Here is a 21,640-nt window from a genome sequence, read left to right on the forward strand (position 1 = left end):
GCAAGGCATCCGAGGAGCTTCCCTGTCCTGTGGGGGGCCCAGAGACACAACACCGACAGCAGGCACGAGGACTGGGGACCGAGTGGCCAGAAGCTGAAGAACTCGGCAAGAACCCAAGCCGAACGCCGGCGCCACGGCTATCGATTCTCTGACTCGTTGCCCTTCGCGGACACGGGGATGCAGTTCGATGACCACATCGCCGCCGTATCCCGAAAGGTGGCGATGAAACCGATTGGCGGCCAGGTGCGTCCTATAGTTCGTAGGCGATCTGTGGAGTGCGCTACGAGGGGAGACGGCATGTCCGATGAACTCCAGGTCGAGGTCGATCGGCTGCGGGACGCCTCGCGGTTCATCGCCGATAAGGCCCAGCTGATTCGTGATCGTGTTGCCAAGCTAGACAACACGATAGGCAAAGAACTCCTCGCCGACGGCTGGCGTGGTAGCGCGGCGTCAGCCTACGACGAGTCATGGATCGAATGGAAGCAAGGCGCCGACGATATCGCCGCCACGCTCGAAAACTCGGCGGCGAATCTCGCTGACGCCGCCAACCGGTACGAACTCCGCGACACCACCAACCGCGACACGATCACCCAACTGGGAAACCAGCTGTAGCCATGGCGGAAGACGACTACAGCTACCGAGTCGACCTGCAGCAGCTCGATGACGCGATCACGACGATGGAAAAGTTCGGACAAGACATCGAGGGCTGGCTGCAAGAGGTCGACCAGCACATCGCCGATCTGCACCTGTCCTGGTCGAGTTCGGCGGCCCAAGCTCAGCGAACCGCCCACGACCGCTGGATGGCCGGCGCGGCGGAGATGCGCGAAAACCTCGACGAACTGCGTGAGGTAGCGCGCCGCGCGCACACCAGCTATACCGGAGTCGCTGAAACGAACCTCGGGATGTGGCCCTGATGGCCCCCACTACATTCCCCATCATTGTGTGCCGTCACCAGGAATACCACTCGGCCGGCGAGGCTTTCGCATCGGTCAGAGACAGCGGCACCGAGGTCCATGCCGCGCTGGTTCGCACGCTCACCAGCTACGGCGGGATGGCCGGCACCGACAACGCAGGCAGCGAATGGGCCAAGGCCTACGACGAGGCCGCAGGACTGGCGTTGCAAACCTCGGCCAAGCTGGTCTCGGCGTGTGGACGCACTGGTGACCTTCTCACCGCGGGCGCCTACAACCACGCTTCCGGCGAGGCAGCCGCCAACCCTGCCTCCGTTGCTGCGCCCCCGACACCGACATTGGGTTTCGAACCGTGTCTGGCGCTGTTCGTCCCGTCGGCCTCCGGGACGGCCGGGCCCGAGCCTTTCGGGTGGGCCCTGGTCAATTCGGTGTCAGGGTTGGTGTGGCCCGACGGTCACCAAGACCAACTGCGAGCCGCCAAGACCGTGTGGTACGACGCTGCCGCCGCCCTCGTCGACTCCTCCGCTGCGGTTCCTGGCGCGGTCGGCATGCTGGAGAACCAGCAGTCACCAGAGATCCCCAACGCTGTCCGAACCTGCAACGAAATGGGGATAGACCTCGCCCAGCTGGCAGCCTCGTTCCGCTCGATCGGCGATGCCTGCGGCGAGTACGCCCAACACCTCGATGACGCGCACCACCAGATCCTCGATGAGCTACGCAAGATGCTTATCGAAACCGCGGCGATCGAGGCGGCCATCCAAGTCGGCGCGTTCTTCACCGCCGGACTCTCCGAACTCGGCAACGCCGGTGTCGTCGCACGCATCAGCATGTACACCGCGCGAATCGGCAGAATAATCACCGAACTGGTCACCAAAGCCACCACCATCGCGCGCCGCGTGACCGGTGTCATCGGCACCACGCTCAAAGCCATGTTCTCCCGACTCGGACGCTGGCTCGACCAAGCCGTGGCCAAGATCTGGCGCAGCGGTGACGCCGCACCCCAACTCTTCTCCCGCCGCGCCGCACGCAACAACATCGAAGTCCTGGAAAAGGGCGACAACCTCGTCCCGATGACCGAAGACGCCATCAGATCCCTCGCCGAACGAGCGGGAATCGACCTGACCGATGTCGAGATCGTCGTCGCCAAGGACGCCGAAACCGCCCGCTACTTCGACTACTGGGACGCATGCGCCCAGACCCCCCACGAGCTCGGCGGCCGCCAGATCATCTTCGGCCCAGCCTCATTCATGGACGAGGAAACCATGGTCGCCACCATCGCGCACGAAGTCACCCACACCCGACAGATCCGCGAAGGACTGACCATCAACTCCCAGACACTCCGCGACGTCGAAGCCGAAGCCTACGCCAGCGAAGCCGGCCCCCTCGCCCGATTCAGAGGAGCACAACGATGACTCCAGTCGACTTCACAGTCACCCACCTCTGGGACCTGCCCCATCGCGGCGGCCTGCTTGTCACCGGGCGCCTTATTTCCGGCACCATCGGTCCCGGAGACATCCTCCAGGACTCCGCCAGCGGCGAAACGGTGCGAATACTCGGCCTCGAGTTCCACGGCAGTCGCGAACCCGAAGAATTCACCCTCGTCGTCGACCGCCGTGACACCGACAATGTGCGAATCGGCCAACGCCTCATCAACCCAACCACCACAACCGAACTAGGCACGGAGAACCGATGACCGACCTGCCGCGGTGGGACCAACAACTTCACCATGAACTCGCCGAAATCCGCCGCAACAGCCAACAAGCAGCCCAAGCCATCCAAGCCGTGCGCGGCCGCTGCGAAACCCGCGGCATCACCATCGAAGTCAACGCCAACGGCGACATCACAACGCTGCACATCGCCCCAGGCGCCATGAAATGGTCCAGCACACAACTGACCAACGCACTCCTGGAATGCCACCGCCAGGCGCAGGCGGACGCAGCGATCAGAGTACGCAAAGCCGCTCGAACAGTCGATCCGCGGATCGATGCCGAGCTACAGCAACTGCGGAACATGGCCGCGCCCGAACCGACAAAGCCGCACCGACCGCCTCTGACTGAAGAGGAGATCCAAGCCGCCGACGACGCATACTTCGAACGCATGAACAGACACGGCTGGAGCACCTGAAGACAAACAATGACTCCGCGGCCAATAACAGGTCGTCTGACCGGTGGGGCCCAGCGTTAGCTTCGCAGCCGAATCAGAGATCGCGGTTGCCACGTCGAAGCGTCGCGCGCGAACCCATGGCCATACCGACGGCGTCCTGACCCTGGTCCTGCTCACTTAGGCCTCGCAACTGGCCAATGTTGTCGCGTTTGCGGCCTTCAACCTGCGGCATCGTCGGCTTGCAGTCCACCGAACTGGTTACGCCACCAGAAGTAGGTGGCCTCGGTGATATGCAGCTCCCCGACACTCCTCCGGACGTCCTTACCCTCGACCAGCAGCCGATCGGCCTTGGTAAATTCCAACGCGACCTGCTCAGGGGTGCCTTTCTTCGTGGTCATCGACCCCACACACAGCGCGAGCCGCAGGGTCCACACCCGTGGCCCGACTACACGGGTCCTGGGTACCAGGACACCTCACCTCATCGATGTGGACACGGGGGTATCTGGCTGCGTTTGTGTCCTCGCCGTTAACCTCAACCGTGCGAGAGGGATTGGGACTGCTACTGGCTCAGTGTGGTGACAAGCCATGTCGGCCCGGCAAGTCGACGAGTATGGCTCTCTGACGTACGATGCGATCATGATCAGCCGCCCCTCTTCTCCACTGCGTGCCATTGACCTTTTCTGCGGGGCAGGTGGGCTGAGCGAGGGTTTTCGAGCGGCTGGCTATGAAATCGGCTTCGCCATCGACAAGGACAAGGACTCCTGCGAAACTTACAAGAAGAACCACCCCGGTACCCACGTCGAGTGCGCTTCGATCACCGACTTCTCGCCAGAGAAGATCGAAGAGCTTGCCGGCGGCCGAGTCGACGTCGTCCTTGGCGGACCCAGCTGTCAATCGTTCAGCACGCACGGTCGACGAACCCAATGGGTTGGCGAAGGTGACGAGCGAAACAACCTGTGGGAACACATGTTCAAGGTTGTACGACACCTCAAGCCAAGGGCGTTCCTGTTGGAGAACGTTCCTGGGATGGTCTACTTCAAACAGGGTTCGTTTGGCAAGATGATCCTTGATCGCTTCACCGACGAGGGATATGCCGTACACCCTCCTCAGATCTTGCTTGCCGCCGACTGGGGCGTGCCACAGCGTCGTCGGCGACTGTTCATCGTCGGCCTACTCGGCGACACCAGATTCGAGTTCCCAGAGCAAACGCACATGGGGGGCTGGCGCCGCGACAGCCTGGAAATGTGGGAGAAGAAGCGCCTTGAGAAGGGTCTTCTTGAGCACTTAACTGTCTGGGATGCTATCGGGGATCTGCCCCTGCTCGGGGACACGCAGGGACCGGTGCGGCGCTACGCGATAAAAGCAAAGAACGTTCCTTCCATCGCCCAGCGCCTCCGGAGCGGTTCACGGTCGCTTCGTGATCATGAAGTGCCTCTGATGTCTGCGGACACGCGCGAGCTCATCAAACACGTGCCCGCAGGAGGCACGTGGCGGGACATCCCCCCGTATCTGCTGCCGGACCGCTACCGCGGCATGCGCCGTACTGATAGTACGAATCTGCTGGGCCGCCTCGATGCGAACTTGCCTGCGTACACAATCACGACTCAGTTCAGCAATGTCACGACGGGCTGCTTCACCCACCCGGTCGAGGACCGCTCACTTTCGGTACGCGAAGGCGCACGAATCCAGACATTCCCCGACAACTACAAGTTTGTCGGATCGTTGGGTTCACGCTGCCGCCAGATCGGCAACGCCGTTCCGCCACTTCTGGCTCACGTTCTCGCACATGCGATCGCCACCCAGATCGGCGGAGCCGAAGCGGCCCAGGCACACCCAGCACCAGAGCCACCGACACGCGGTCAGTGGAGTAACCATCCGTCCACAGAAGCCGAGTCCGCACGTGCGCGCAGGCGCCGCGACGCTCGACAGGACACCCTGGCCACCCGACTCCTTCAGGCCGAACTGAAGAAACACTACATCTGCTTCGACGTGAGTACCGAGGCCCATGGAGCGCCCCGAAAAGGCGATATCCTCCTGAAAGCCGCGAAGGTAGTAGTGATGGTCAACAGCTGCTTCTGGAATGGCTGCCCCGAGCACACTGCCACTACGAAGTCACGCATGAAGTGGTGGGCGGAAAAGATCGCTCAGAATCAAAAGCGCAATCTCGAAACGCAGGAATACTGGGAAAACAATGGCTGGGATGTGACAGTCAACTGGGAGCACGAACACCCTGACGACGTCGTACGGCACGTGCGCGAACTAATTGACGCGAAGGCACACGTTCTTGCCGATCACGCTTTCATGACGGACCCGACACCAACACTCTTCGACCTATGAAATCTTCACTCGTGACTGCGCGGCAGACGGCAGCGCAGTACTGACTTTAAATGGTAGTGAACCGGGGCTGTTACACAGATGGTGCCACGAGCAGTCAGCTTCCCGGCAGGGCATACCGGCCAGGCCTGACAAAACTCTGCCAGATCACCGCTGTATCCGCATCAATTTGATCCAGGTGCCCGGTAACGCGCTTTCCACCCGAAGGACCGAAGGACAAGCCTCGGAGTACCCGCAACCATCCGTAGGCGTCACCGACATCGACTGCAAGCGCGAGCACGCACGCGCAACCCTTCTCGATCACGGCCGTTAAGAACTCTGCGTAGTGATTAAGGCGCAGGTAGGTCTCGGTGTTACCGGGTGTCTCGGTGGCCTTGGCATCGGCAACAAATAAGGCGCCATCGGCTGTACGTAACCGCAGAACGTCGGGACGCGTCCCGCCAGGGAGGACGTCAGGTCCCTCATCGAACCCGATCAGCGTCGCCAATGTTATCAGCGTCTCAACACGCTTTTCATGGAGCTGAGACGGTCGGCCACCCTGACCAGCTACCGATGTCATGGTCGTACCGTTTCGGCTTGTACGTGCTTGCTTGCGCGCAATTCTGCGAGGAACTGTGTGCGCACCACCTGCTCGGGGACTACATCACCGAGGAGTTCGTGGGCACGCTCCTGCTTGAGGACCAGTTTATCGAACTCGGCTGTTTCGATGGTGTGAGCTCCGAGCAGGACGAAGTATTCGACCTCCCGCTCCTGGCCTCGCCGGTGGATGCGATCGAGGCTTTGAAGATACTGAGCTGCCTGATTTGTGAACGACTCGTATACGGCGTAGCGGGCTGCGTGCAGCGTCAGTCCGGCTCCCGCCGCCGCAGGGTTCGCAACGAACATACGAACTGTCGGATCGGATTGGAACCGTTGCACTGCGTCGCGCCTGTCGGTGATCGACGTTACAGACCCGTCGTATCGCACCACCCCGAACCTCTGATAGCGCTGGACGATTGCTTCCAAAGAAGCTGTGAAACATGACCAAACGACCAACTTCTCGCCGTCATGATCGATCAAGCGCGTGACTAGTTCATCGAGTGCCGCGAGCTTGCCGGGTACCTCGCTGTAGTTGTCGAACATGCCTGCTGGGTTCGATGCGATCCGCAGAAGTGCCATCCGACGCGCGAGATACGTGCCAATTTGCTTCAGGAACTGCTTGTCATCAAGCGCCTCCACATCCTCGATCAGCGTATCGAGGGCTGCGGCATAAAGCTGTGCCTGAATCGGAGAAAGCGGGATAGTTAGCCGTGTGAAGGAGCGCTGGGGAAGATCGGGCAGCACTTCAGTCTTGAGGTTACGTAGATAGATTGCCCGCGCATCGAGGGCTTGTCGTACGACAGGTACTGCCTCTGTCCGGTCCTTAGGAATAGTCACATCAGCGAAAGTCGCACCGAAGTCGACCATACTGACCTGGGCGACGATATCGTGTGCGGTGTTCGGCGCTGGGGTGCCACACAACAGCCACACCCGTGCGAACCAGTCGCGGATCGACTGGAGATCCTGCGTCCGTCGGGCTTGAGGATTCTTGATAGCGAAAGACTCGTCAACGACGAGCAACGCTCGGTCAGGACGGCGTCGCAGTCGTAGCAGTAACTGGTGCCGAATCGAAGCCACTGCCTCGTAGTTCATCACGACTACGTCAGCACCCGAGTCCACCCGGCGCGCCCGCTCCGATGGTGTCCCCTCAACAATCTCAACCTTGTAGCGCTCGTTCATGAAATGGCCGATAGCACTCTTCCACTCACTCACCATCGACTTCGGCGCAACCACGACCATCGTGTCCAGCAGGTTCAAGTCAACGAGGCGGTCGAAAGCATAGATAACGGAAACGGTCTTGCCAGCCCCTTGCTCATCGAAGAGCAGCATCCCGTAGCCCTCAGGAGCAGTCATGGCTGCGACGTTCACGATCTGATGGTCATCGAGGAGGCCCAGGTTCAAGCCGGTCGGGCGGGCGTTCAGCTCTCTGAGAGCTAACTGAATACCTCCTTCGCGCAGGCAAATTACGTGCTGGCGATAGCGATCATGGTAAGCAGTCGCGCGTTTCCGCACTTCGAGCGCCCGGGTCGCATCGGCATCGAGACTTACACCCATTGACGCCGCTGCGTCGTCATCGAGCAGCCACATCATCGAGTACTTGGGAGCGACCAGACCAGTGCCATCTCGTCTGACATTTTCGCTTCCGATGCGGGCGCGGAGTTGCCGCAGGAGGTCAGTCAGGTCGCCCCCACGCCGCGGAGTGAACCGCAGCATGTTGCCGAACACAGTCACATTGGCGGTAGTCACTGTATCTCCGAGCTAGCCGTCTGGATATTATCAACCAGAATCGAAATCATGCCGTCTACGCCGCGTGCTGCGTCGCGGAATTCCCGGAGAACGTTGGCATCGAGCTTGCCTAGTACCGCCATGGTTACGTCCTCTCGGAGCCACTTGGCGATAGAGGCGAGCTCGATACCTTTGCCTGCCTGGCGGCTTTCCTGACTCTTCTTCTTCGCGATGAAGATAGCGTCGTTTACCCCTTCCCGGCCGAGAGCCGGGTTCGGCTGAGCGTGAGCCTCCTTCAGCTGCTCAAGCGCCTCCGGAGTGTCATAGACGCGGCGCAGCTCACGGACCTGCGGGAAGCTCTTAATCTTCCCGTCGAAGAGCAGATCGAAGACGATAGCGCGGAACGCCTCGTCGCCATCGAACCTCCTGGCGAGCTTGTCATTTCCTAAGCCTGAATCCAATTCATAGAAGTACTGGAATAGTTCAGAAGTACGTGACTCGATCTCATTTTCGTCGCGACCCTGTTCACGGTGAAAGTCTTCGAATTCTATTGCCCAAGTGACCATCTTGCAGTAACGAGTGACCTCCGCCGTCTTGATGCCGAAGCGTCGTCCCACTCGCTGACGGATCTTAGTTTCATCCTTGTCACTGAGAGTGTGACGGCTAGCCTCTATATCGCGTAGTTCGATATAAGAATCGTAGACATCCCGTGCTCGGACAGATTCCGGCCAGGGCTTTTTGAGTTCTTTCCCAAAGTTGAGCGAAGTGACGATGGCGTCGATCTGGTCTTTGGTAGCGTGCTTGTTCGTCTGCCAGACGCGGACACGACTTGCTCGTTCTTTCTGGACGTCGTCGTATTCGTCGCTTGCCAGGATGTAGAGGCAGGCAGCCAGGCGTCGATTGCCGTCCCAGGCGGTACCCCAGTAGTCGATAACCGGAGGCGTCAGGACTCCCCTAGCGGCGATGTCGTCAGCCAGGTCCCCGATCTCATAGGGGTCGCCCTTGCTGGTCTTACCCCTCGGCCAGAGCATACGCTTCAGCTCTTCTGGATCAGGATTACGGCCCTCCTTACGGCGGAAATTTTTCAAGTCGACGTTCAGTCGCTTGTTCTCCTGCCAGAACTCGATATCCTGCGTCCTCGCGAATCCCTCTTCGAGGGGGATGTACTTGCCCAAGAAGGTCGAAGTGGGGGCAGGTCGAACTTTGAAGTTATCGAAGTCGAAGAGGGCAAGGTGGGAGCGCTCACTACCGACCCCGCCAGCCGGTCCGGCTTCCTCCTCGATAGCTTCCGGGTATTGGTCCCACTCAGCTTCGAGCTGGCTGTTGCGCTTTTTGATGGCAGCGTCAATTTTAAGGCGGACTTCGGCCGCGATTCGGGTGCGGTCGCTGCTAGTGACTTTTCCATTGGAACGGATAACGGTGAGGACTGCTGTCAGTAACTCACGCAATTCGTCATCGGTGAATCTGTCCTGTACGTCATCGAAATCATCGACCAGGCTGTCGTCAAGTCCTCCGCACAGAATCTGCACCTCATCAAAAAGTGTCTTCAGGTCGTCCATACTTGGGGCGGCCATATCAGTCATCATCGAACTCCTCGTTGTAGTACTCGTTTGCCGTTTCTGTTGCCGGGGTGAGAGATAACTCCAGCGGTCCATAGCCCTCATCACGCACAATCGTGGCCAAGCGGACGATCGCCCGCTCCTTCCACTTGCCGGCCGTGTCGGCCTTGCAGCCGAGTACGTCGGCTAAGTCTTTGTTCTCCGCCTGTCTGCCATCAGCGGTGGCGTCGAGAATCGCGTTTATGACACGTTGGTGGTTCTCGTTGTCGAGCTTGTGCACGAGCGTGCGCAAGTAGTCGGCAGTCCTTTGAATCCGCTCCACCGTTTCCTCGTCATGTCGCCACAGCACCCCATGTGCGGCCAATCGTCCAATCGTTTGCTGGGCTTCTTCCGCCCGCTCCAGGTCAGCCCAATACTTCGCAAGCAAGCGGTCGGCGATAGTGCGGATGAGACCCGGCAGGTTCGTCACCGACTGGCCAGCTTTGACGCGTCGCACGACTTCCTCGCTTGCGTCCTGGACGAAGTGGCATACCTCCTCACGTGGCACACGACTCCACTTGAAGCGCATCTGTCTGAGAATGCGGTCGTACTCGCCGCTTTCGGCGAGGTCGTAGAACTCCTGATCTAGCTCGTCGTCGGTCATGTGTCCTCCCCCCTGCCGCTCGGGTGTCCTCTGTGGCCACTCACATCTGGTACGTACGGAGGTCTGACAGCAGCGATGCCACCAGGATGCTGGCGGCGCAGCGTTAGCGCGCTGACAGGCAATCCAGGGGCCTGAAGACGTCAGGGGAGGACCTTGCGGAGTTCTGGAATCCTCGGACGGACCCAATAGGTGCGCTCGATCAGTTGAGGGACATCAAGATTCGGAGCATCGGCGGTCAGCCGCGACTCACCTTCAACGCAAGGTTCGGGGTGAGCGAGCAGCTTCGCATGCAGGTGGCCAGGCAAGCACCGCAGTACTCAGCGTCTGCTCCAGCCGCGCACACCCGCTCCGATGCAGAGCGGTGTCCGCGGCGCAGGGCGAAGTCATCGACGCCCAGGATCCGGAGGCGTCACCGTGACCGGGTCGGACATGGCGCGGATCTGGCGCAGCTGGGAACTGCGGCTGACTCTCGCGGCGAGATGTCCGGTCAATCGGGCGCGGGGCGGCCTCCCAGTGCGAGTGCGACCTCGGACAGACTTTCTGCAGTAGCAGGGTTCGCCGCCCGTACCGGGCGGCGAGGTCGAGTATCTGCTCGGCGAAAGTTTGCCTGCCGCGGTCGGTTTTCTCACAGAGCAGGCGGCGGACCCGCAGCACGATGACGACTTCGCGGCAGGTGACCGCAGTGTCGGCCAACCGGCGCCGATAACGGCTGTGGACCCGCCGCGACGGTGTCGAGCAGCTCGGACAGGACGCCGGCTCCTCGCGGGTGGCCGCGTCGATGCGCACCGTCGAACCAGCAGTACGGACCGCACCTATGACCATCGCGTTCAGATGCGGAAACAGAACCCTCAGCACCCCACGACCACACCACCCGCGATCGGCCAACTAGACTGCGCCTCAACGGGTCTAAATGCTGGTCAATCACGAAGTGTATGCCAGAGCCATGATTCAACCGAAGTTGACACGGCGGCCGTGAAGAGCGCGTCGATTATCGATGAACGCACCGGCGAATGTTGGGGCTAGTGGGACGCTCGATCACCCCAAGAGGTTGATCGATGAATTTCGACCGGATCGCTGGCGCCCGTGGTTACCCAGCAGCGCTGCGCCACGACCATAGGCCGGAGATGACCTGCTCTGCGATCCGGGACGGGCCGGAGCCCGCGTAGGCCTGGCGTTCATTCCACCGGGCCAGTCCTGGCGCAACGGCTACATCGAATTGTTCAACGCCTGCTGCTCCCGGTCACTGCCCCGGGGCTGCGTCGTGATCAGCGACTGGATGACCGACTGCACCACCGCGGGCATCTCGCCCCGAGCCACCAGTCCTCGGCCGGACGGTGCAACCGGCATCACCGATGACCGGTCTCCTACCCGCTGGACCGACCGATGGTTCACGCCATGCCCATCATTATGAGCAGCCGCTCGGCGTAGCGGGTCAGCCAGCCGTTGATTAGGGCCGGTGCCGTGGGCTTCGGCTGATTTCCAGAAGTAATAGCGACCATTCGGTGCCAATGCGCCAGCCCGCTATTGACCCCTCGATGATGGTCATCGACCGTCTACCAAGACCGCCAGCGCGTGCCGTAGGCGCCGCAGAAGAACAGAACCACGGGGTCCATTCCTGGCCGCCGAGGAAGGGGTTGTTGAACCCTGCCTCCGATGGTCGGACGACGTGCCGCCAGGATATGGACCTTTGACCCAGTCTAAGAGGACCCGCACCTTCGACCCCGTCGCGGGAAAGAGCAGGTAGAAGGCTCACTCGGCCTGACGACACCGTTTTTCTAGTGACAATGTCACCAGAAAAGCAGGACAAAAAGGATGGCGACCCAACGAGAAACAGCATTTTAGCTGGTGTTATAGCCAAATCACATGGTGGGCCTAGGAGGACTTGAACCTCCGACCTCTTCGTTATCAGCGAAGCGCTCTAACCGCCTGAGCTATAGGCCCGTAGTTCGCGTTGTTCGCGGTGAACAACGACGTGTAGAGACTACACAACACCTATCCGCGGAACCAAAACGGCTGGTAGGAGCCTTACCGGGGCCCGGTTGGCGGCGGTGGAGCGCCGCTGTCCCGCGCTCAGCCCCGTACCGACAGGAACGGCCGGTACCAGCCCGCTGGGCGAGTACCGGCCGTCCGGAGTGCGGTGGCTCTAGTCGGGGTCGGCCAGAGTGACCTGGATGCCGCCGACGAGGTCGCAGCACTGGTTGTAGATGAAGGTGCCAACGGTGCCGAGCGCGGTGAACAGCACGACGTTGATCAAGCCGATCACGCCCGCGTACCCGAACACGGTACCCGCGTCGATCAGGCCGACCGAGCCGCTGTCCTGGGAGACCATGTCGGTGAACGTGTTGTTCAGCCGCTCCCACACGCCCATGCCCTCGAGCACGATGTACAGCAGGCCGACCGCCAGCATCCACACGAAGAACATCGCCACACTGATCACCAGCGAGATCTTCAGCGTCGACCAGGGATCGATGCGGCGGATCTGCACGGTGGCCCGCAGCGGCTCGCCGGAGGCGACCGCCGCGACCGCGACCGGAACCGCTGGCGACACCGGCCCTGACTGCGGGCCCGCGGCTTCGGCCTGGGGCAGCGGATGGCGGATCTCGGACAGGTCCGGCATGTCCTTGATCAGTTCCGGCCGGGCGATGCTGCGGGTGGGGCCGTCGATACCGACGGACTTCACCATCGCCGCTTCCTTGCGCGCCGCCTTGGCCGCCAGATCGGCGGTGGTACGCGCGTTGGACGTGCTGCCGCCGAGGCCGACGCCCGCGCCGCCGGAGGTCGGGCGACCGGTGACCGGGGCCTGTCCCGGCCGGTACAGGTTGGACTGCGGCTCCCGCTGCGGCAGCTGCGCCCACCCGTCCTGATACGGCGACTGCTGTCCGCCGTTGGTGGCGCCAACCGGCTGCTTGTCCTCGTTCTCGGGCGCGGACTGCGGGGCCTGGTTGGGGATCCGCGTCGTCTTCTGGTCGAAGCGATCCTGGCCGTCACCCCCGGGAGCCTGGTCCGGCGCTCCCTGCTGCGGCGCGAAATCACCCTTTTGGTCGCGAATCTCGTGTGGTTGCGCGTTCGGCTGGTTGCCGCCGGGCTGGTTGGCAGGCTGTCCACCCGGATGCCCGCCGGACTGCGGCCCGTTCGGCTGGCCCTGCGGCCCGTTCGGCTGGCCCTGCGGGCCACCGGGCTGCGGTCCACCCGGGTGGCCGCCACCGGGGTGACCGCCGGGCTGACCGCCGCTGGGCTGGCCCTGACCGTTCTCGGCCGAGGCGACCGGCCGTGGGATCGGCCGCGGCGGGATCGGTGACGGTGCGATCCGCTCGGTCACACCGTTCGTCTGGTGCCGCTCGTCATTCGGCTGATTCGGAGTGGTCAATGGGAATCCTTAGATCCGTTCGTTGCCGCCGCTGTTGGGTTACTTCTCGGAGGAGCCGGTGTCGCCGCCACCGGAAACCTGATCGGGATCGGGCTCATCGGCGTTGCGCGCGATCGCAAGCAAGGTATCGCCCTCCGCGAGGTTCATCAATCGCACGCCCTTGGTCTGTCGTCCAGCCTTACGAACCTGCTTCGCCGCCGTCCGGATGACGCCGCCCCCGGAGGTGATCGCGTACAACTCATCATCGTCGTCGACGATGAGCGCCCCGACCAGGGTGCCACGTTTCGCGTCGAACTGGATGGTCAATACGCCTTTACCACCGCGGCCCTGCGCGGTGTACTCCTCGATCGCGGTCCGCTTCGCGTAGCCGCCGGACGTGGCGACCAGCAGATAGGTGCCGTCGCGAACCACGTTGAGCGACAACAGGGCATCGCTGTCGTTGAACCGCATGCCCTGCACGCCCGAGGTGGCGCGGCCCATCGGACGCAACGCCTCGTCGGTGGCGGAGAACCGGATCGACTGGCCGAGCGCGGAGACCAAGAGCAGGTCGTCGTCGGCCGAGCAGAGCACCGCGCCGACCAATTCGTCCTCGTCGCGCAGATTCACCGCGACGATGCCGCCGCTGCGGTTGGAGTCGAAGTCGGTCAGCTTCGACTTCTTCACCAGGCCGTTCTTGGTGGCGAGCACCAGGTACGGCGCGTCGTCGTAGGACTTGATCTGGATGATCTGGGCGATCTTCTCGTCCGGTTGGAAGGCCAGCAGGTTGGCCACGTGCTGGCCGCGCGCGGTGCGGTTGGCCTCGGGCAGCTCATAGGCCTTGGCCCGGTAGACCCGGCCCTTGTTCGTGAAGAACAGCAGCCAATCGTGCGTCGAGGTGATGAAGAAGTGCTTGACGATGTCGTCCTGCTTGAGGCCGGCGCCCTGCACGCCCTTGCCGCCGCGCTTCTGGCTGCGGTACAGATCGGTCTTGGTGCGCTTGGCGTAGCCGGTCTCGGTGATCGTGACGACCACGTCCTCGCGGGCGATCAGATCCTCGTCGGCCACGTCGCCGTCGGCGGAGACGATCTGGGTGCGCCGCTCGTCGCCGTACTTGTCCACGATCTCGGCCAGCTCGTCACGCACGATCGCGCGCTGCCGCTCCGGCTTGTCGAGAATGTCCTTGTAATCGGCGATCTCGGCTTCGATCTTGGCCAGATCGTCGACGATCTTCTGCCGCTCCAGCGCCGAGAGCCGCCGCAGCTGCATGTCCAGGATCGCGGTGGCCTGGATCTCGTCGATGTCGAGCAGCTGCATCAGGCCGGTGCGCGCGGTGTCGGTGTTGGCCGAGCGGCGGATCAGCGCGATGACCTCGTCCAGCGCGTCCAGCGCCTTGACCAGGCCGCGCAGGATGTGGGCCCGCTCCTCGGCCTTGCGCAGCAGGTACCTGGTGCGCCGGATGATGACGTCCAACTGGTGGTTGACGTAGAACCGGATCATCTGGTCCAGGCGCAGCGTGCGCGGCACGCCGTCGACGATGGACAGCATGTTGGCGCCGAAGCTGGTCTGCAGCTGGGTGTGCTTGTACAGGTTGTTCAGCACGACCTTGGCGACGGCGTCGCGCTTGACCGTCACCACGATGCGCAGGCCGACGCGGTCGGAGGACTCGTCGTGGATGTCGGCGATCCCGGCGATCTTGCCGTCCTTGACCTGCTCGGCGATCGCGTTGATGAAGTTGTCGGTGTTGACCTGGTAGGGCAGCTCGGTGATGACGATCGTGGTGCGGCCGCGATTGTCCTCCTCGATCTCCACGACACCGCGCATCTTGATCGAGCCGCGGCCGGTGGTGTACGCGTCGTGGATGCCCTGGGTGCCGACGATCAGGCCGGCGGTCGGGAAGTCCGGACCCTTGATCCGCTCCATGCACGCGGCGAGGGTGGCTTCCTCGTCGGCGTCGTGGTTGTCCAGCGCCCAGTAGATGGCGTCGGCGAGCTCGGTCAGATTGTGCGGCGGGATGTTGGTCGCCATGCCGACCGCGATGCCGTTGCTGCCGTTCATCAGCATGTTCGGCACGCGGCTCGGCAGGACCACCGGTTCCTGCGTCTTGCCGTCGTAGTTGGGGATGAAATCGACCGTCTCGTGGTCGATCTCGCGCAGCATCTCCATCGCCAGCGGCGTCAGGCGGCACTCCGTGTAGCGCATGGCCGCGGCGCCGTCGTTGCCGCGGCTGCCGAAGTTGCCCTGGCCGTCCACCAGCGGGTAACGCATCGCCCACGGCTGCGCCATACGCACCAAGGTGTCGTAGATCGCCGAGTCGCCGTGCGGATGGTAATTACCCATCGTGTCCGACACCGGGCGGGCCGACTTCACGTACCCGCGATCGGGCCGGTACCCGTTGTCGTACATGGCGTAGAGGATCCGGCGATGCACCGGCTTGAGGCCGTCGCGCACCTCGGGCAGCGCGCGGCCGACGATCACGCTCATCGCGTAATCGATGTAGCTGTTCTGCATCTCCAGCTGGATGTCGACCGGTTCGACGCGGTCGCCCGCACCGTCCGGTGGCAGGGTGATGTCGGTCATGAAGTCTCCTTAACGGGCTGACGTGCGAAACTGCCGGGCGCCTTGCCATCGGCCGCGCCTCGGGCGGGATCACACGTCGAGGAAGCGGACGTCCTTGGCGTTGCGGGTGATGAAGCTGCGGCGGGCCTCCACGTCCTCGCCCATCAGCACGCTGAACAACTCGTCGGCCGCGGCCGCGTCGTCCAACGTCACTTGACGAAGCACCCGGACACTGGGATCCATGGTGGTCTCCCAGAGTTCCTTCGGATTCATCTCGCCCAGACCCTTGTAGCGCTGGATGCCGTCGTCCTTGTTGATCTTCTTGCCCGCGGCGAGTCCGCGTTCGAGCAGGCCGTCGCGTTCCCGGTCGGAGTAGGCGAACTCCGGCTCGCTGCGCTGCCACTTCAGCTTGTACAGCGGCGGCTGCGCCAAGTACACGTGCCCGTGCTCGACCAGCGGACGCATGAAACGGAACAGCAGGGTCAGCAGCAGCGTGGAGATGTGCTGGCCGTCGACGTCGGCATCGGCCATCAGCACGATCTTGTGATACCGCAGCTTGCTGATGTCGAACTCGTCGTGGATGCCGGTGCCGAACGCGGTGATGATCGACTGGACCTCGTTGTTCTTGAGGACCTTGTCGATACGCGCCTTCTCGACGTTGATGATCTTGCCGCGCAGCGGCAGGATCGCCTGGTACATCGAGTCGCGGCCGGACTTGGCCGAGCCGCCGGCGGAGTCACCCTCCACGATGTAGATCTCGGACTTGCTCGGGTCCTTCGACCGGCAGTCGGCCAGCTTGCCAGGCAGCCCGCCGAGGTCGGTGGCGGACTTGCGCCGCACCAGCTCGCGGGCCTTGCGCGCGGCGACGCGGGCCTGCGCCGAGGACACCGCCTTGTTGACGATGGTCTTCGCGTCGGCCGGGTTGGCCTCGAACCAGTGCGTGAGGTGCTCGTTGCAGGTGCGCTGCACGAACGATTTCACCTCGGTGTTGCCCAGCTTGGTCTTGGTCTGGCCCTCGAACTGCGGCTCGCCGACCTTGACGCTCACGATGGCGGCCAGGCCCTCCCGGATGTCGTCACCGGTGAGGTTGCCGTCCTTCTCCTTGATGAGCTTCTTGTCCTTGGCGTACTTGTTGACCACCGTGGTCAGCGCCGCGCGGAAGCCCTCTTCGTGCGTGCCGCCTTCGTGGGTGTTGATGGTGTTGGCGAAGGTGTGCACCGACTCGGAGTAACCGGAGTTCCACTGCATCGCGACCTCGAGCTCGTGGCCGGTGCCCTTGCCGGTGAACGCGACGACCGAGTTGTGGATCGGCTGCTTGGTCCGGTTGATGTGGCGGACGAAGTCCTCCAGACCGCCCGGGTAGTGGTAGGTGCGGGACTTCACCTTGTGCTCGGCGGGCGCGGCGGCGTCCTCGGCGTGCTTGGGCGCCTCGGCGGTCTCGCTGACCACCTCGTCGGTGATCTCGGTGTCGCTGACCCGCTCGTCGGTGAGGACGATGGTGAGGCCCTTGTTCAGGAACGCCATCTCCTGCAACCGGCGCGCGACGGTCTCGAAGTTGAAGGTGGTGGTCTCGAAGATCTCCGGATCCGGCCAGAACCGAATGGTGGTGCCGGTCCGCTTCGTCGGCTCCCCCTGGATGAGCTTGCCTGGCTTCGCGTCCTTGTATTCCTGGGTCCAGTGGTACCCACCGGTGTCGACCTCGGCTTGCAGCCGCGTCGACAGCGCGTTGACCACGGAGATACCGACGCCGTGCAGACCGCCGGACACCGCGTAGGACTCGGAGTCGAACTTGCCGCCCGCGTGCAGCTGGGTCATGACGACCTCGATGGTGGGGATGCCCTGCGCGTGCATCTCCACGGGGATGCCCCGGCCGTCGTCGATCACTTCGACGCCGCCGTCGGCCAGCAGGGTGACCTCGACCTTCGTCGCGTATCCGGCCATCGCCTCGTCGACGGAGTTGTCGACGACCTCCCAGATCAGGTGGTGCAGACCGCGCTCACCGGTGGAGCCGATGTACATGCCCGGACGCTTGCGAACCGCCTCGAGTCCCTCGAGTACCGTGATGGAGGAGGCACCGTAGTCCTGCTTCCCGGTCGCTCTGGTCGAACCCGATGCGTTGGAGTCTTTGGCAGCCACTGGTCGGTAGCTCTCCTTACTTGCTGATCCCGGCATAGAGCGATCGGACAGCACACGTGGGGCCCTGGTGATGCCTGCTGGAGAATTAGGGTCCACGCGCGGACTGTGCGGAACGCGCCGAAGGTATCGCCGCTAGTTACGTCACCATCCTACTGGTACAGCCAACTTACAACCCACCTCCGACACCCCTCACGGCGGCGTAGATGCGAGAAATCGGAATTCGGCGACTCGGTTGCGCCTCCCGCCGGTTTCGATCCATCAGAAGTGGGCTGAGAGATGCGTTGACAGGTGGCGGTTTCGAGGCGCGGGGATCAGGCAGCGGCGTCGATCCTGGCGATGAACGCGGCGGTGTGGCGCGCCAGCTCCGCCGGGTGTGAGATCGGCGACCAATGCCGCGCGGGGATCTCGACCCGGCTCAGCCGCGGCACCCACCGGTCGGCCTCGGCGTTCGCCACGGGCCGCACGGCGCGGTCGCCGGTGGCCACGATCAACTGAACGGGCACTCCGATCGGGCGCGGCCGCGGATGGCGCAGGCGGGTCCGGATGTTCGCGCGATAGAGCTTCAGGTTGTTGACCATATCGGTGCGCAGCGTCGGCGCCGTCTCCACCAGGGCGGGATCCAGACCGTCGAAGAACCCGAGGAAACGCGGCCAGCGGCCGGACAGCACGCGCAGAACCGGGTCCGGCAGCTTGGGAATCTGAAAGGCGACGGTGTAGGCCGATGCCACGGCCTGGGCCAGCGCGCCGCGCAGCCGCGCCGCGGTGAGCGGACCACGCAGATACGCGCCGAGGAAATCCAGATTCGGGCCGGACACCGAGGTGAAGGACGCGATCACCGACGCGGCGTCCGAGGCGGCCACGACCTCCCATCCGAGCACCGACCCCCAGTCGTGTCCGAGGATGTGCACCCGTTCACCGGGCGCGACCGCGGCGATGACCGCGCGGACGTCGGCCGCGAGCTCTTCGATCCGGTAGGCCTCGACCGCTTCCGGCGCCGAACTGTTTCCCGCGCCCCGGTTGTCGAAGGCGATCACGCGATGACGCCCGCCGAGCAGGGCCGCCACCCTGCTCCACAGCAGATGGGTATCGGGCCAGCCGTGGATCAGCAGCACCGGCACCCCCTCGGGATTGCCGCATTCGTAGACCGCGAGCTCCACGTCGCCCCGGCGAACCGTACGGGTCGAGGTCGCGGGAAACGGGCCGACCGAGGTGGTGATCGTCATCGAGATTCCTTCTGCGCGGACGCTTTCGATCCGACGCCGAGGCTTTTCCGGGGACGTCGAACCGGGGCGTTCCACGTGAAACGCCGCTTCCAGATAAACGTAACACCCAGTATCAGGTACTTGCCACCGTGATCAGCCGTAGGTGTCGCGCGGTCCGCGACCTTTGATGTGACGCTCGCCTTTGCGCCAGCTCGGCGCGGCGGGACCGGAGATCTTCAGCGAGGTCACCACGCCCTGGCCCACCGCCGCATTGATCTTCGCGAGGATCTGGCTCTGCAGCATGCGCAGCTGAGTCGCCCATGCGGTCGATTCGGCCGAGATGCTCAACACGCCGTCTTTCAGGGTGACCGGCGTGGCGTGCGCGGCGATGTCCTCCCCGACCACTCCCGACCAGCGACCGAAGACCATGCCTTCGGCGACCTTCCCCGACCAGCCGCGACTTCTCGCGATGGAGCCGGCCAGCTTGGACAAAAGCTGTGGATCGCGGTCGTCCGGACCCGCGCCCGACCATCCGGTGCGCCTGCGGGCGCCCGTCCGCAGCCTGCGCTGCGGCGATGAGCGCCCCTGGCCGACGGATTTTCCGCTCGCCCGTGCCGCCGCGCGCGCTTCCTCCAGGGCACGCCGCGCGAGGTCGATTCCGCGCAATTCGGGTTCCGATCCCGCGGATCCGGGCTCCCCGGACTGATCGCTCATCGTCCTCCTGCCTCCGTGTCCGATGATTTGTCCCCAGCTTCGATCAAGTTGTCCCCAACCGTTGCTCGAGATTGCCAGTCCCCCGGATCCGGTCCGATTCCTACCGAGGACACCCGGGCGAATAGCCTGTTCCACGCCCAAAACGGCGGTTTTGCGGCAAAGTTCTTCAACTTGCTCAGCTGTTGCTGACGCGGGTTCGGAGAGAGTGGGGCAGTCATGATCGGACGAGTTTTCCACAGGTGTTGGGGAATCGGTCTCAGCTGTTGAGAACTCGATCGGCGTTATCGACGACAGGTCACTGTAGTGGACCTGGGCGGTGGATGGCGATCTGCGCACTTCGCCTGTGGATGGCTACGGCGCCTGCGACTCGGTCGAACCGGTGACCGGATCGCCTTCGCCCTCGGTTGCCGAAGGCGTGGCATGCTCGTGCCGCCGCTCGCCGTCGAAATCGCTGTCGCCCGGCCGGTCCGCGGCGAGGATCCGCGACACACGGCCGTCGGGGCCGCCCGCCGTCTCGACGCGCAGCGGCACGGCGGCGAGTTCGGCGGGCACGTCCTCCGGCACGGCCGCCGTGATCAGCACTTGTTCCGCGCCCGCAGCTACGGCCGCCAGCGCGGCGCGGCGACGGCGATCGAGCTCGGCGAACACGTCGTCGAGCAGCAGTACCGGTTCGGCGCCGGTGGCGCGCAGCAGTTCGAACGCCCCCAAGCGCAGAGCCAGGGCGAACGACCAGGACTCCCCGTGACTGGCGAAACCTTTCGCGGGCGAATCGCCCAGGATCAGATCCAGTTCGTCGCGGTGCGGACCGATCAGGCAGACACCGCGCTCGAGTTCCCTCGGTCGCGCGGCGGCGAGTTCGCGCAGCAGGATCGCTTCGAGCTCCTCGGTGTCCTCCGGGCGCGGCGGCCTGGCCGGATCCAAGAACTCCTGAGGCAGCGCTGCGCTGCGATAGGCGATCGAGGCGGGCCGCGATTCGGGGGCGATCGACGCATAGGACTGGGCGAGATAGGGCGCGAGATCGTGCACCAACCGCAGCCTTTGGGCGAGCAGGACGGACGCGTGCGCGGCGAGGTGCCCGTCCCACACGTCCAGAGTGCTCAGATCGGCCTTCGACCTGGCTTGCCGCCCCGCGGTTTTCAACAGCGCCGAGCGCTGGCGCAGCACCCGGTCGTAGTCGCCGCGAACCGCGGCCAGTCTGGGGAGCCGAGTTGTGCACAACTCGTCCATGAATCGACGGCGCTCGCCGGGATCGCCGCGAACCAGCGCGAGATCCTCCGGAGCGAACAGGACCGTCTGCAGGATCCCCAAAATCTCCCGGGGCCGGCGGACCGGTGAGCGGTTGATCTGCGCGCGGTTCGCACTGCCCTGATTGAGCTCGACATCGATGCGCAGTTCGCGGCCGGTATTGACCACCGTGGCGCCGATCCGGGCTCGCTCGGTCCCGGTGCGGATCAACGGCGCTTCCGAAGCCACCCGATGCGACCCGAGCGTGGCCAGGTAGCCGATCGCTTCCAGCAGGTTCGTCTTGCCGTTGCCGTTCGATCCCAAGAAAACGGTTCGACCTGGGGATAATTCCAGCTCCGCATGCTCCCACGAGCGGAAATCACGCAGCGACAGCGCTCGGACGAACATCCGCTATCGCGCTCCTGCCTGCGTCGAAGCGAACATTCCCGCAGTTCGACGCATTGCTTCCGCAGCTTGCGCAGACCGCGCGGCGAGCCACGGCCCTGTGGAACACCTGTGGATAAAGTGCGTCCTCAACGGTGCGGAGGTCGATTCCTCCGACGTCGCTGCGCGGTTTCCAGCGTCGTCACCGCTCGTTCGCGCTGGAT

19 protein-coding genes and 1 tRNA gene are annotated in these 21,640 nt (G+C 63.6%); 6 read left to right on the forward strand and 14 right to left on the reverse strand.

Features of this window, described 5'->3' with window-relative positions; translation table 11 throughout:
* Positions 1–297: 297 nt before the first annotated feature.
* Genes ACH49X_RS09300 through ACH49X_RS09320 form a run of 5 tightly spaced genes read left to right on the forward strand, consistent with a single transcriptional unit; the run spans position 298 to position 3,035 of the window.
* Positions 298–612 carry a WXG100 family type VII secretion target gene (locus ACH49X_RS09300; protein ID WP_357207565.1) on the forward strand — a complete coding sequence of 105 codons (315 nt, stop codon included), beginning with the start codon at positions 298–300 and terminating at the stop codon, positions 610–612.
* A 2-nt stretch (positions 613–614) separates the two neighbouring features.
* On the forward strand, positions 615–914 hold the full coding sequence (locus ACH49X_RS09305; RefSeq protein ID WP_357207562.1) for a WXG100 family type VII secretion target: 300 nt from the start codon (positions 615–617) through the stop codon (positions 912–914).
* On the forward strand, positions 914–2,323 hold the full coding sequence (locus tag ACH49X_RS09310; RefSeq protein WP_357207636.1) for a DUF4157 domain-containing protein: 1,410 nt from the start codon (positions 914–916) through the stop codon (positions 2,321–2,323). Before ACH49X_RS09305 ends, ACH49X_RS09310 begins: the two co-directional genes overlap by 1 nt.
* Entirely contained in the window at positions 2,320–2,604 is a 285-nt protein-coding gene (locus tag ACH49X_RS09315) for a hypothetical protein (protein WP_357207559.1), read from the forward strand. Before ACH49X_RS09310 ends, ACH49X_RS09315 begins: the two co-directional genes overlap by 4 nt.
* Entirely contained in the window at positions 2,601–3,035 is a 435-nt protein-coding gene (locus ACH49X_RS09320) for a hypothetical protein (RefSeq protein ID WP_357207556.1), read from the forward strand. Before ACH49X_RS09315 ends, ACH49X_RS09320 begins: the two co-directional genes overlap by 4 nt.
* A 197-nt stretch (positions 3,036–3,232) precedes the next feature.
* Here the strand turns inward: ACH49X_RS09320 and ACH49X_RS09325 are convergent, their stop codons facing one another.
* Positions 3,233–3,412, reverse strand: a complete 180-nt coding sequence (locus ACH49X_RS09325; protein WP_357207554.1) for a hypothetical protein — start codon at positions 3,410–3,412, stop codon at positions 3,233–3,235.
* A gap of 238 nt (positions 3,413–3,650) precedes the next feature.
* Between ACH49X_RS09325 and dcm the strand changes: the two genes are divergently transcribed.
* Positions 3,651–5,351 (forward strand): DNA (cytosine-5-)-methyltransferase, encoded by a 1,701-nt coding sequence (dcm, locus tag ACH49X_RS09330; RefSeq protein WP_357207551.1) that lies wholly within the window; start codon positions 3,651–3,653, stop codon positions 5,349–5,351.
* A gap of 94 nt (positions 5,352–5,445) precedes the next feature.
* Here the strand turns inward: dcm and ACH49X_RS09335 are convergent, their stop codons facing one another.
* The 13 genes from ACH49X_RS09335 to recF all read right to left on the reverse strand — a co-directional run bounded on the left by ACH49X_RS09335 (position 5,446) and on the right by recF (position 21,440).
* Complete coding sequence (locus tag ACH49X_RS09335; protein WP_357207549.1) at positions 5,446–5,835, reverse strand: hypothetical protein; 390 nt, start codon at positions 5,833–5,835, stop codon at positions 5,446–5,448.
* Positions 5,836–5,903: 68 nt separating this feature from the next.
* Positions 5,904–7,673: a DEAD/DEAH box helicase gene (locus ACH49X_RS09340; RefSeq protein ID WP_357207546.1), complete on the reverse strand. Its 1,770-nt coding sequence runs from the start codon at positions 7,671–7,673 to the stop codon at positions 5,904–5,906.
* Positions 7,670–9,235, reverse strand: coding sequence for a hypothetical protein (locus tag ACH49X_RS09345; protein WP_357207543.1), 1,566 nt, complete (start codon positions 9,233–9,235; stop codon positions 7,670–7,672). Before ACH49X_RS09345 ends, ACH49X_RS09340 begins: the two co-directional genes overlap by 4 nt.
* Positions 9,228–9,854 (reverse strand): hypothetical protein, encoded by a 627-nt coding sequence (locus ACH49X_RS09350; RefSeq protein ID WP_357207541.1) that lies wholly within the window; start codon positions 9,852–9,854, stop codon positions 9,228–9,230. The genes ACH49X_RS09345 and ACH49X_RS09350 overlap by 8 nt, the downstream gene beginning before the upstream one ends.
* 252 nt (positions 9,855–10,106) lie before the next feature.
* Positions 10,107–10,676 (reverse strand): transposase family protein, encoded by a 570-nt coding sequence (locus ACH49X_RS09355; RefSeq protein WP_357207633.1) that lies wholly within the window; start codon positions 10,674–10,676, stop codon positions 10,107–10,109.
* A gap of 384 nt (positions 10,677–11,060) precedes the next feature.
* Positions 11,061–11,201 (reverse strand): hypothetical protein, encoded by a 141-nt coding sequence (locus ACH49X_RS09360; RefSeq protein WP_357207539.1) that lies wholly within the window; start codon positions 11,199–11,201, stop codon positions 11,061–11,063.
* A gap of 517 nt (positions 11,202–11,718) precedes the next feature.
* A tRNA-Ile gene (locus tag ACH49X_RS09365) sits at positions 11,719–11,795 on the reverse strand.
* Between the two features lie 202 nt (positions 11,796–11,997).
* Complete coding sequence (locus ACH49X_RS09370) at positions 11,998–13,221, reverse strand: DUF3566 domain-containing protein (protein ID WP_357106886.1); 1,224 nt, start codon at positions 13,219–13,221, stop codon at positions 11,998–12,000.
* Between the two features lie 39 nt (positions 13,222–13,260).
* The gene (gene gyrA / locus ACH49X_RS09375) at positions 13,261–15,777 is read right to left on the reverse strand and encodes a DNA gyrase subunit A (protein WP_195079582.1); all 2,517 of its coding nucleotides are present in this window, start codon (positions 15,775–15,777) and stop codon (positions 13,261–13,263) included.
* A gap of 69 nt (positions 15,778–15,846) precedes the next feature.
* Positions 15,847–17,892 (reverse strand): DNA topoisomerase (ATP-hydrolyzing) subunit B, encoded by a 2,046-nt coding sequence (gyrB, locus tag ACH49X_RS09380; protein ID WP_067810250.1) that lies wholly within the window; start codon positions 17,890–17,892, stop codon positions 15,847–15,849.
* 311 nt (positions 17,893–18,203) lie between these two features.
* On the reverse strand, positions 18,204–19,115 hold the full coding sequence (locus ACH49X_RS09385) for an alpha/beta fold hydrolase (protein WP_195079581.1): 912 nt from the start codon (positions 19,113–19,115) through the stop codon (positions 18,204–18,206).
* A gap of 132 nt (positions 19,116–19,247) precedes the next feature.
* A complete protein-coding gene (locus tag ACH49X_RS09390) occupies positions 19,248–19,808 on the reverse strand; it encodes a DUF721 family protein (RefSeq protein WP_195079580.1) in 561 nt (186 codons plus the stop codon).
* A gap of 351 nt (positions 19,809–20,159) precedes the next feature.
* Entirely contained in the window at positions 20,160–21,440 is a 1,281-nt protein-coding gene (gene recF, locus ACH49X_RS09395; RefSeq protein ID WP_357106881.1) for a DNA replication/repair protein RecF, read from the reverse strand.
* Positions 21,441–21,640: the final 200 nt, after the last annotated feature.

It is taken from the genome of Nocardia sp. NPDC019323, from assembly GCF_044389845.1.
Taxonomy (GTDB): Bacteria; Actinomycetota; Actinomycetes; order Mycobacteriales; family Mycobacteriaceae; genus Nocardia; species Nocardia implantans.

Excerpts from the sequence above, each read along its gene's own strand:
- ACH49X_RS09315 (WP_357207559.1), top strand. The coding sequence starts at position 2,320 with ATGACTCCAGTCGACTTCACAGTCACCCACCTCTGGGACCTGCCCCAT.
- ACH49X_RS09390 (WP_195079580.1), bottom strand. The coding sequence starts at position 19,808 with ATGAGCGATCAGTCCGGGGAGCCCGGATCCGCGGGATCGGAACCCGAA.
- recF (WP_357106881.1), bottom strand. The coding sequence starts at position 21,440 with ATGTTCGTCCGAGCGCTGTCGCTGCGTGATTTCCGCTCGTGGGAGCAT.
- ACH49X_RS09345 (WP_357207543.1), bottom strand. The coding sequence starts at position 9,235 with ATGACTGATATGGCCGCCCCAAGTATGGACGACCTGAAGACACTTTTT.
- gyrA (WP_195079582.1), bottom strand. The coding sequence starts at position 15,777 with ATGACCGACATCACCCTGCCACCGGACGGTGCGGGCGACCGCGTCGAA.
- ACH49X_RS09320 (WP_357207556.1), top strand. The coding sequence starts at position 2,601 with ATGACCGACCTGCCGCGGTGGGACCAACAACTTCACCATGAACTCGCC.
- ACH49X_RS09385 (WP_195079581.1), bottom strand. The coding sequence starts at position 19,115 with ATGACGATCACCACCTCGGTCGGCCCGTTTCCCGCGACCTCGACCCGT.
- ACH49X_RS09350 (WP_357207541.1), bottom strand. The coding sequence starts at position 9,854 with ATGACCGACGACGAGCTAGATCAGGAGTTCTACGACCTCGCCGAAAGC.
- ACH49X_RS09300 (WP_357207565.1), top strand. The coding sequence starts at position 298 with ATGTCCGATGAACTCCAGGTCGAGGTCGATCGGCTGCGGGACGCCTCG.
- ACH49X_RS09355 (WP_357207633.1), bottom strand. The coding sequence starts at position 10,676 with ATGGTCATAGGTGCGGTCCGTACTGCTGGTTCGACGGTGCGCATCGAC.
- ACH49X_RS09310 (WP_357207636.1), top strand. The coding sequence starts at position 914 with ATGGCCCCCACTACATTCCCCATCATTGTGTGCCGTCACCAGGAATAC.
- ACH49X_RS09325 (WP_357207554.1), bottom strand. The coding sequence starts at position 3,412 with ATGACCACGAAGAAAGGCACCCCTGAGCAGGTCGCGTTGGAATTTACC.
- dcm (WP_357207551.1), top strand. The coding sequence starts at position 3,651 with ATGATCAGCCGCCCCTCTTCTCCACTGCGTGCCATTGACCTTTTCTGC.
- ACH49X_RS09305 (WP_357207562.1), top strand. The coding sequence starts at position 615 with ATGGCGGAAGACGACTACAGCTACCGAGTCGACCTGCAGCAGCTCGAT.
- ACH49X_RS09360 (WP_357207539.1), bottom strand. The coding sequence starts at position 11,201 with ATGCCGGTTGCACCGTCCGGCCGAGGACTGGTGGCTCGGGGCGAGATG.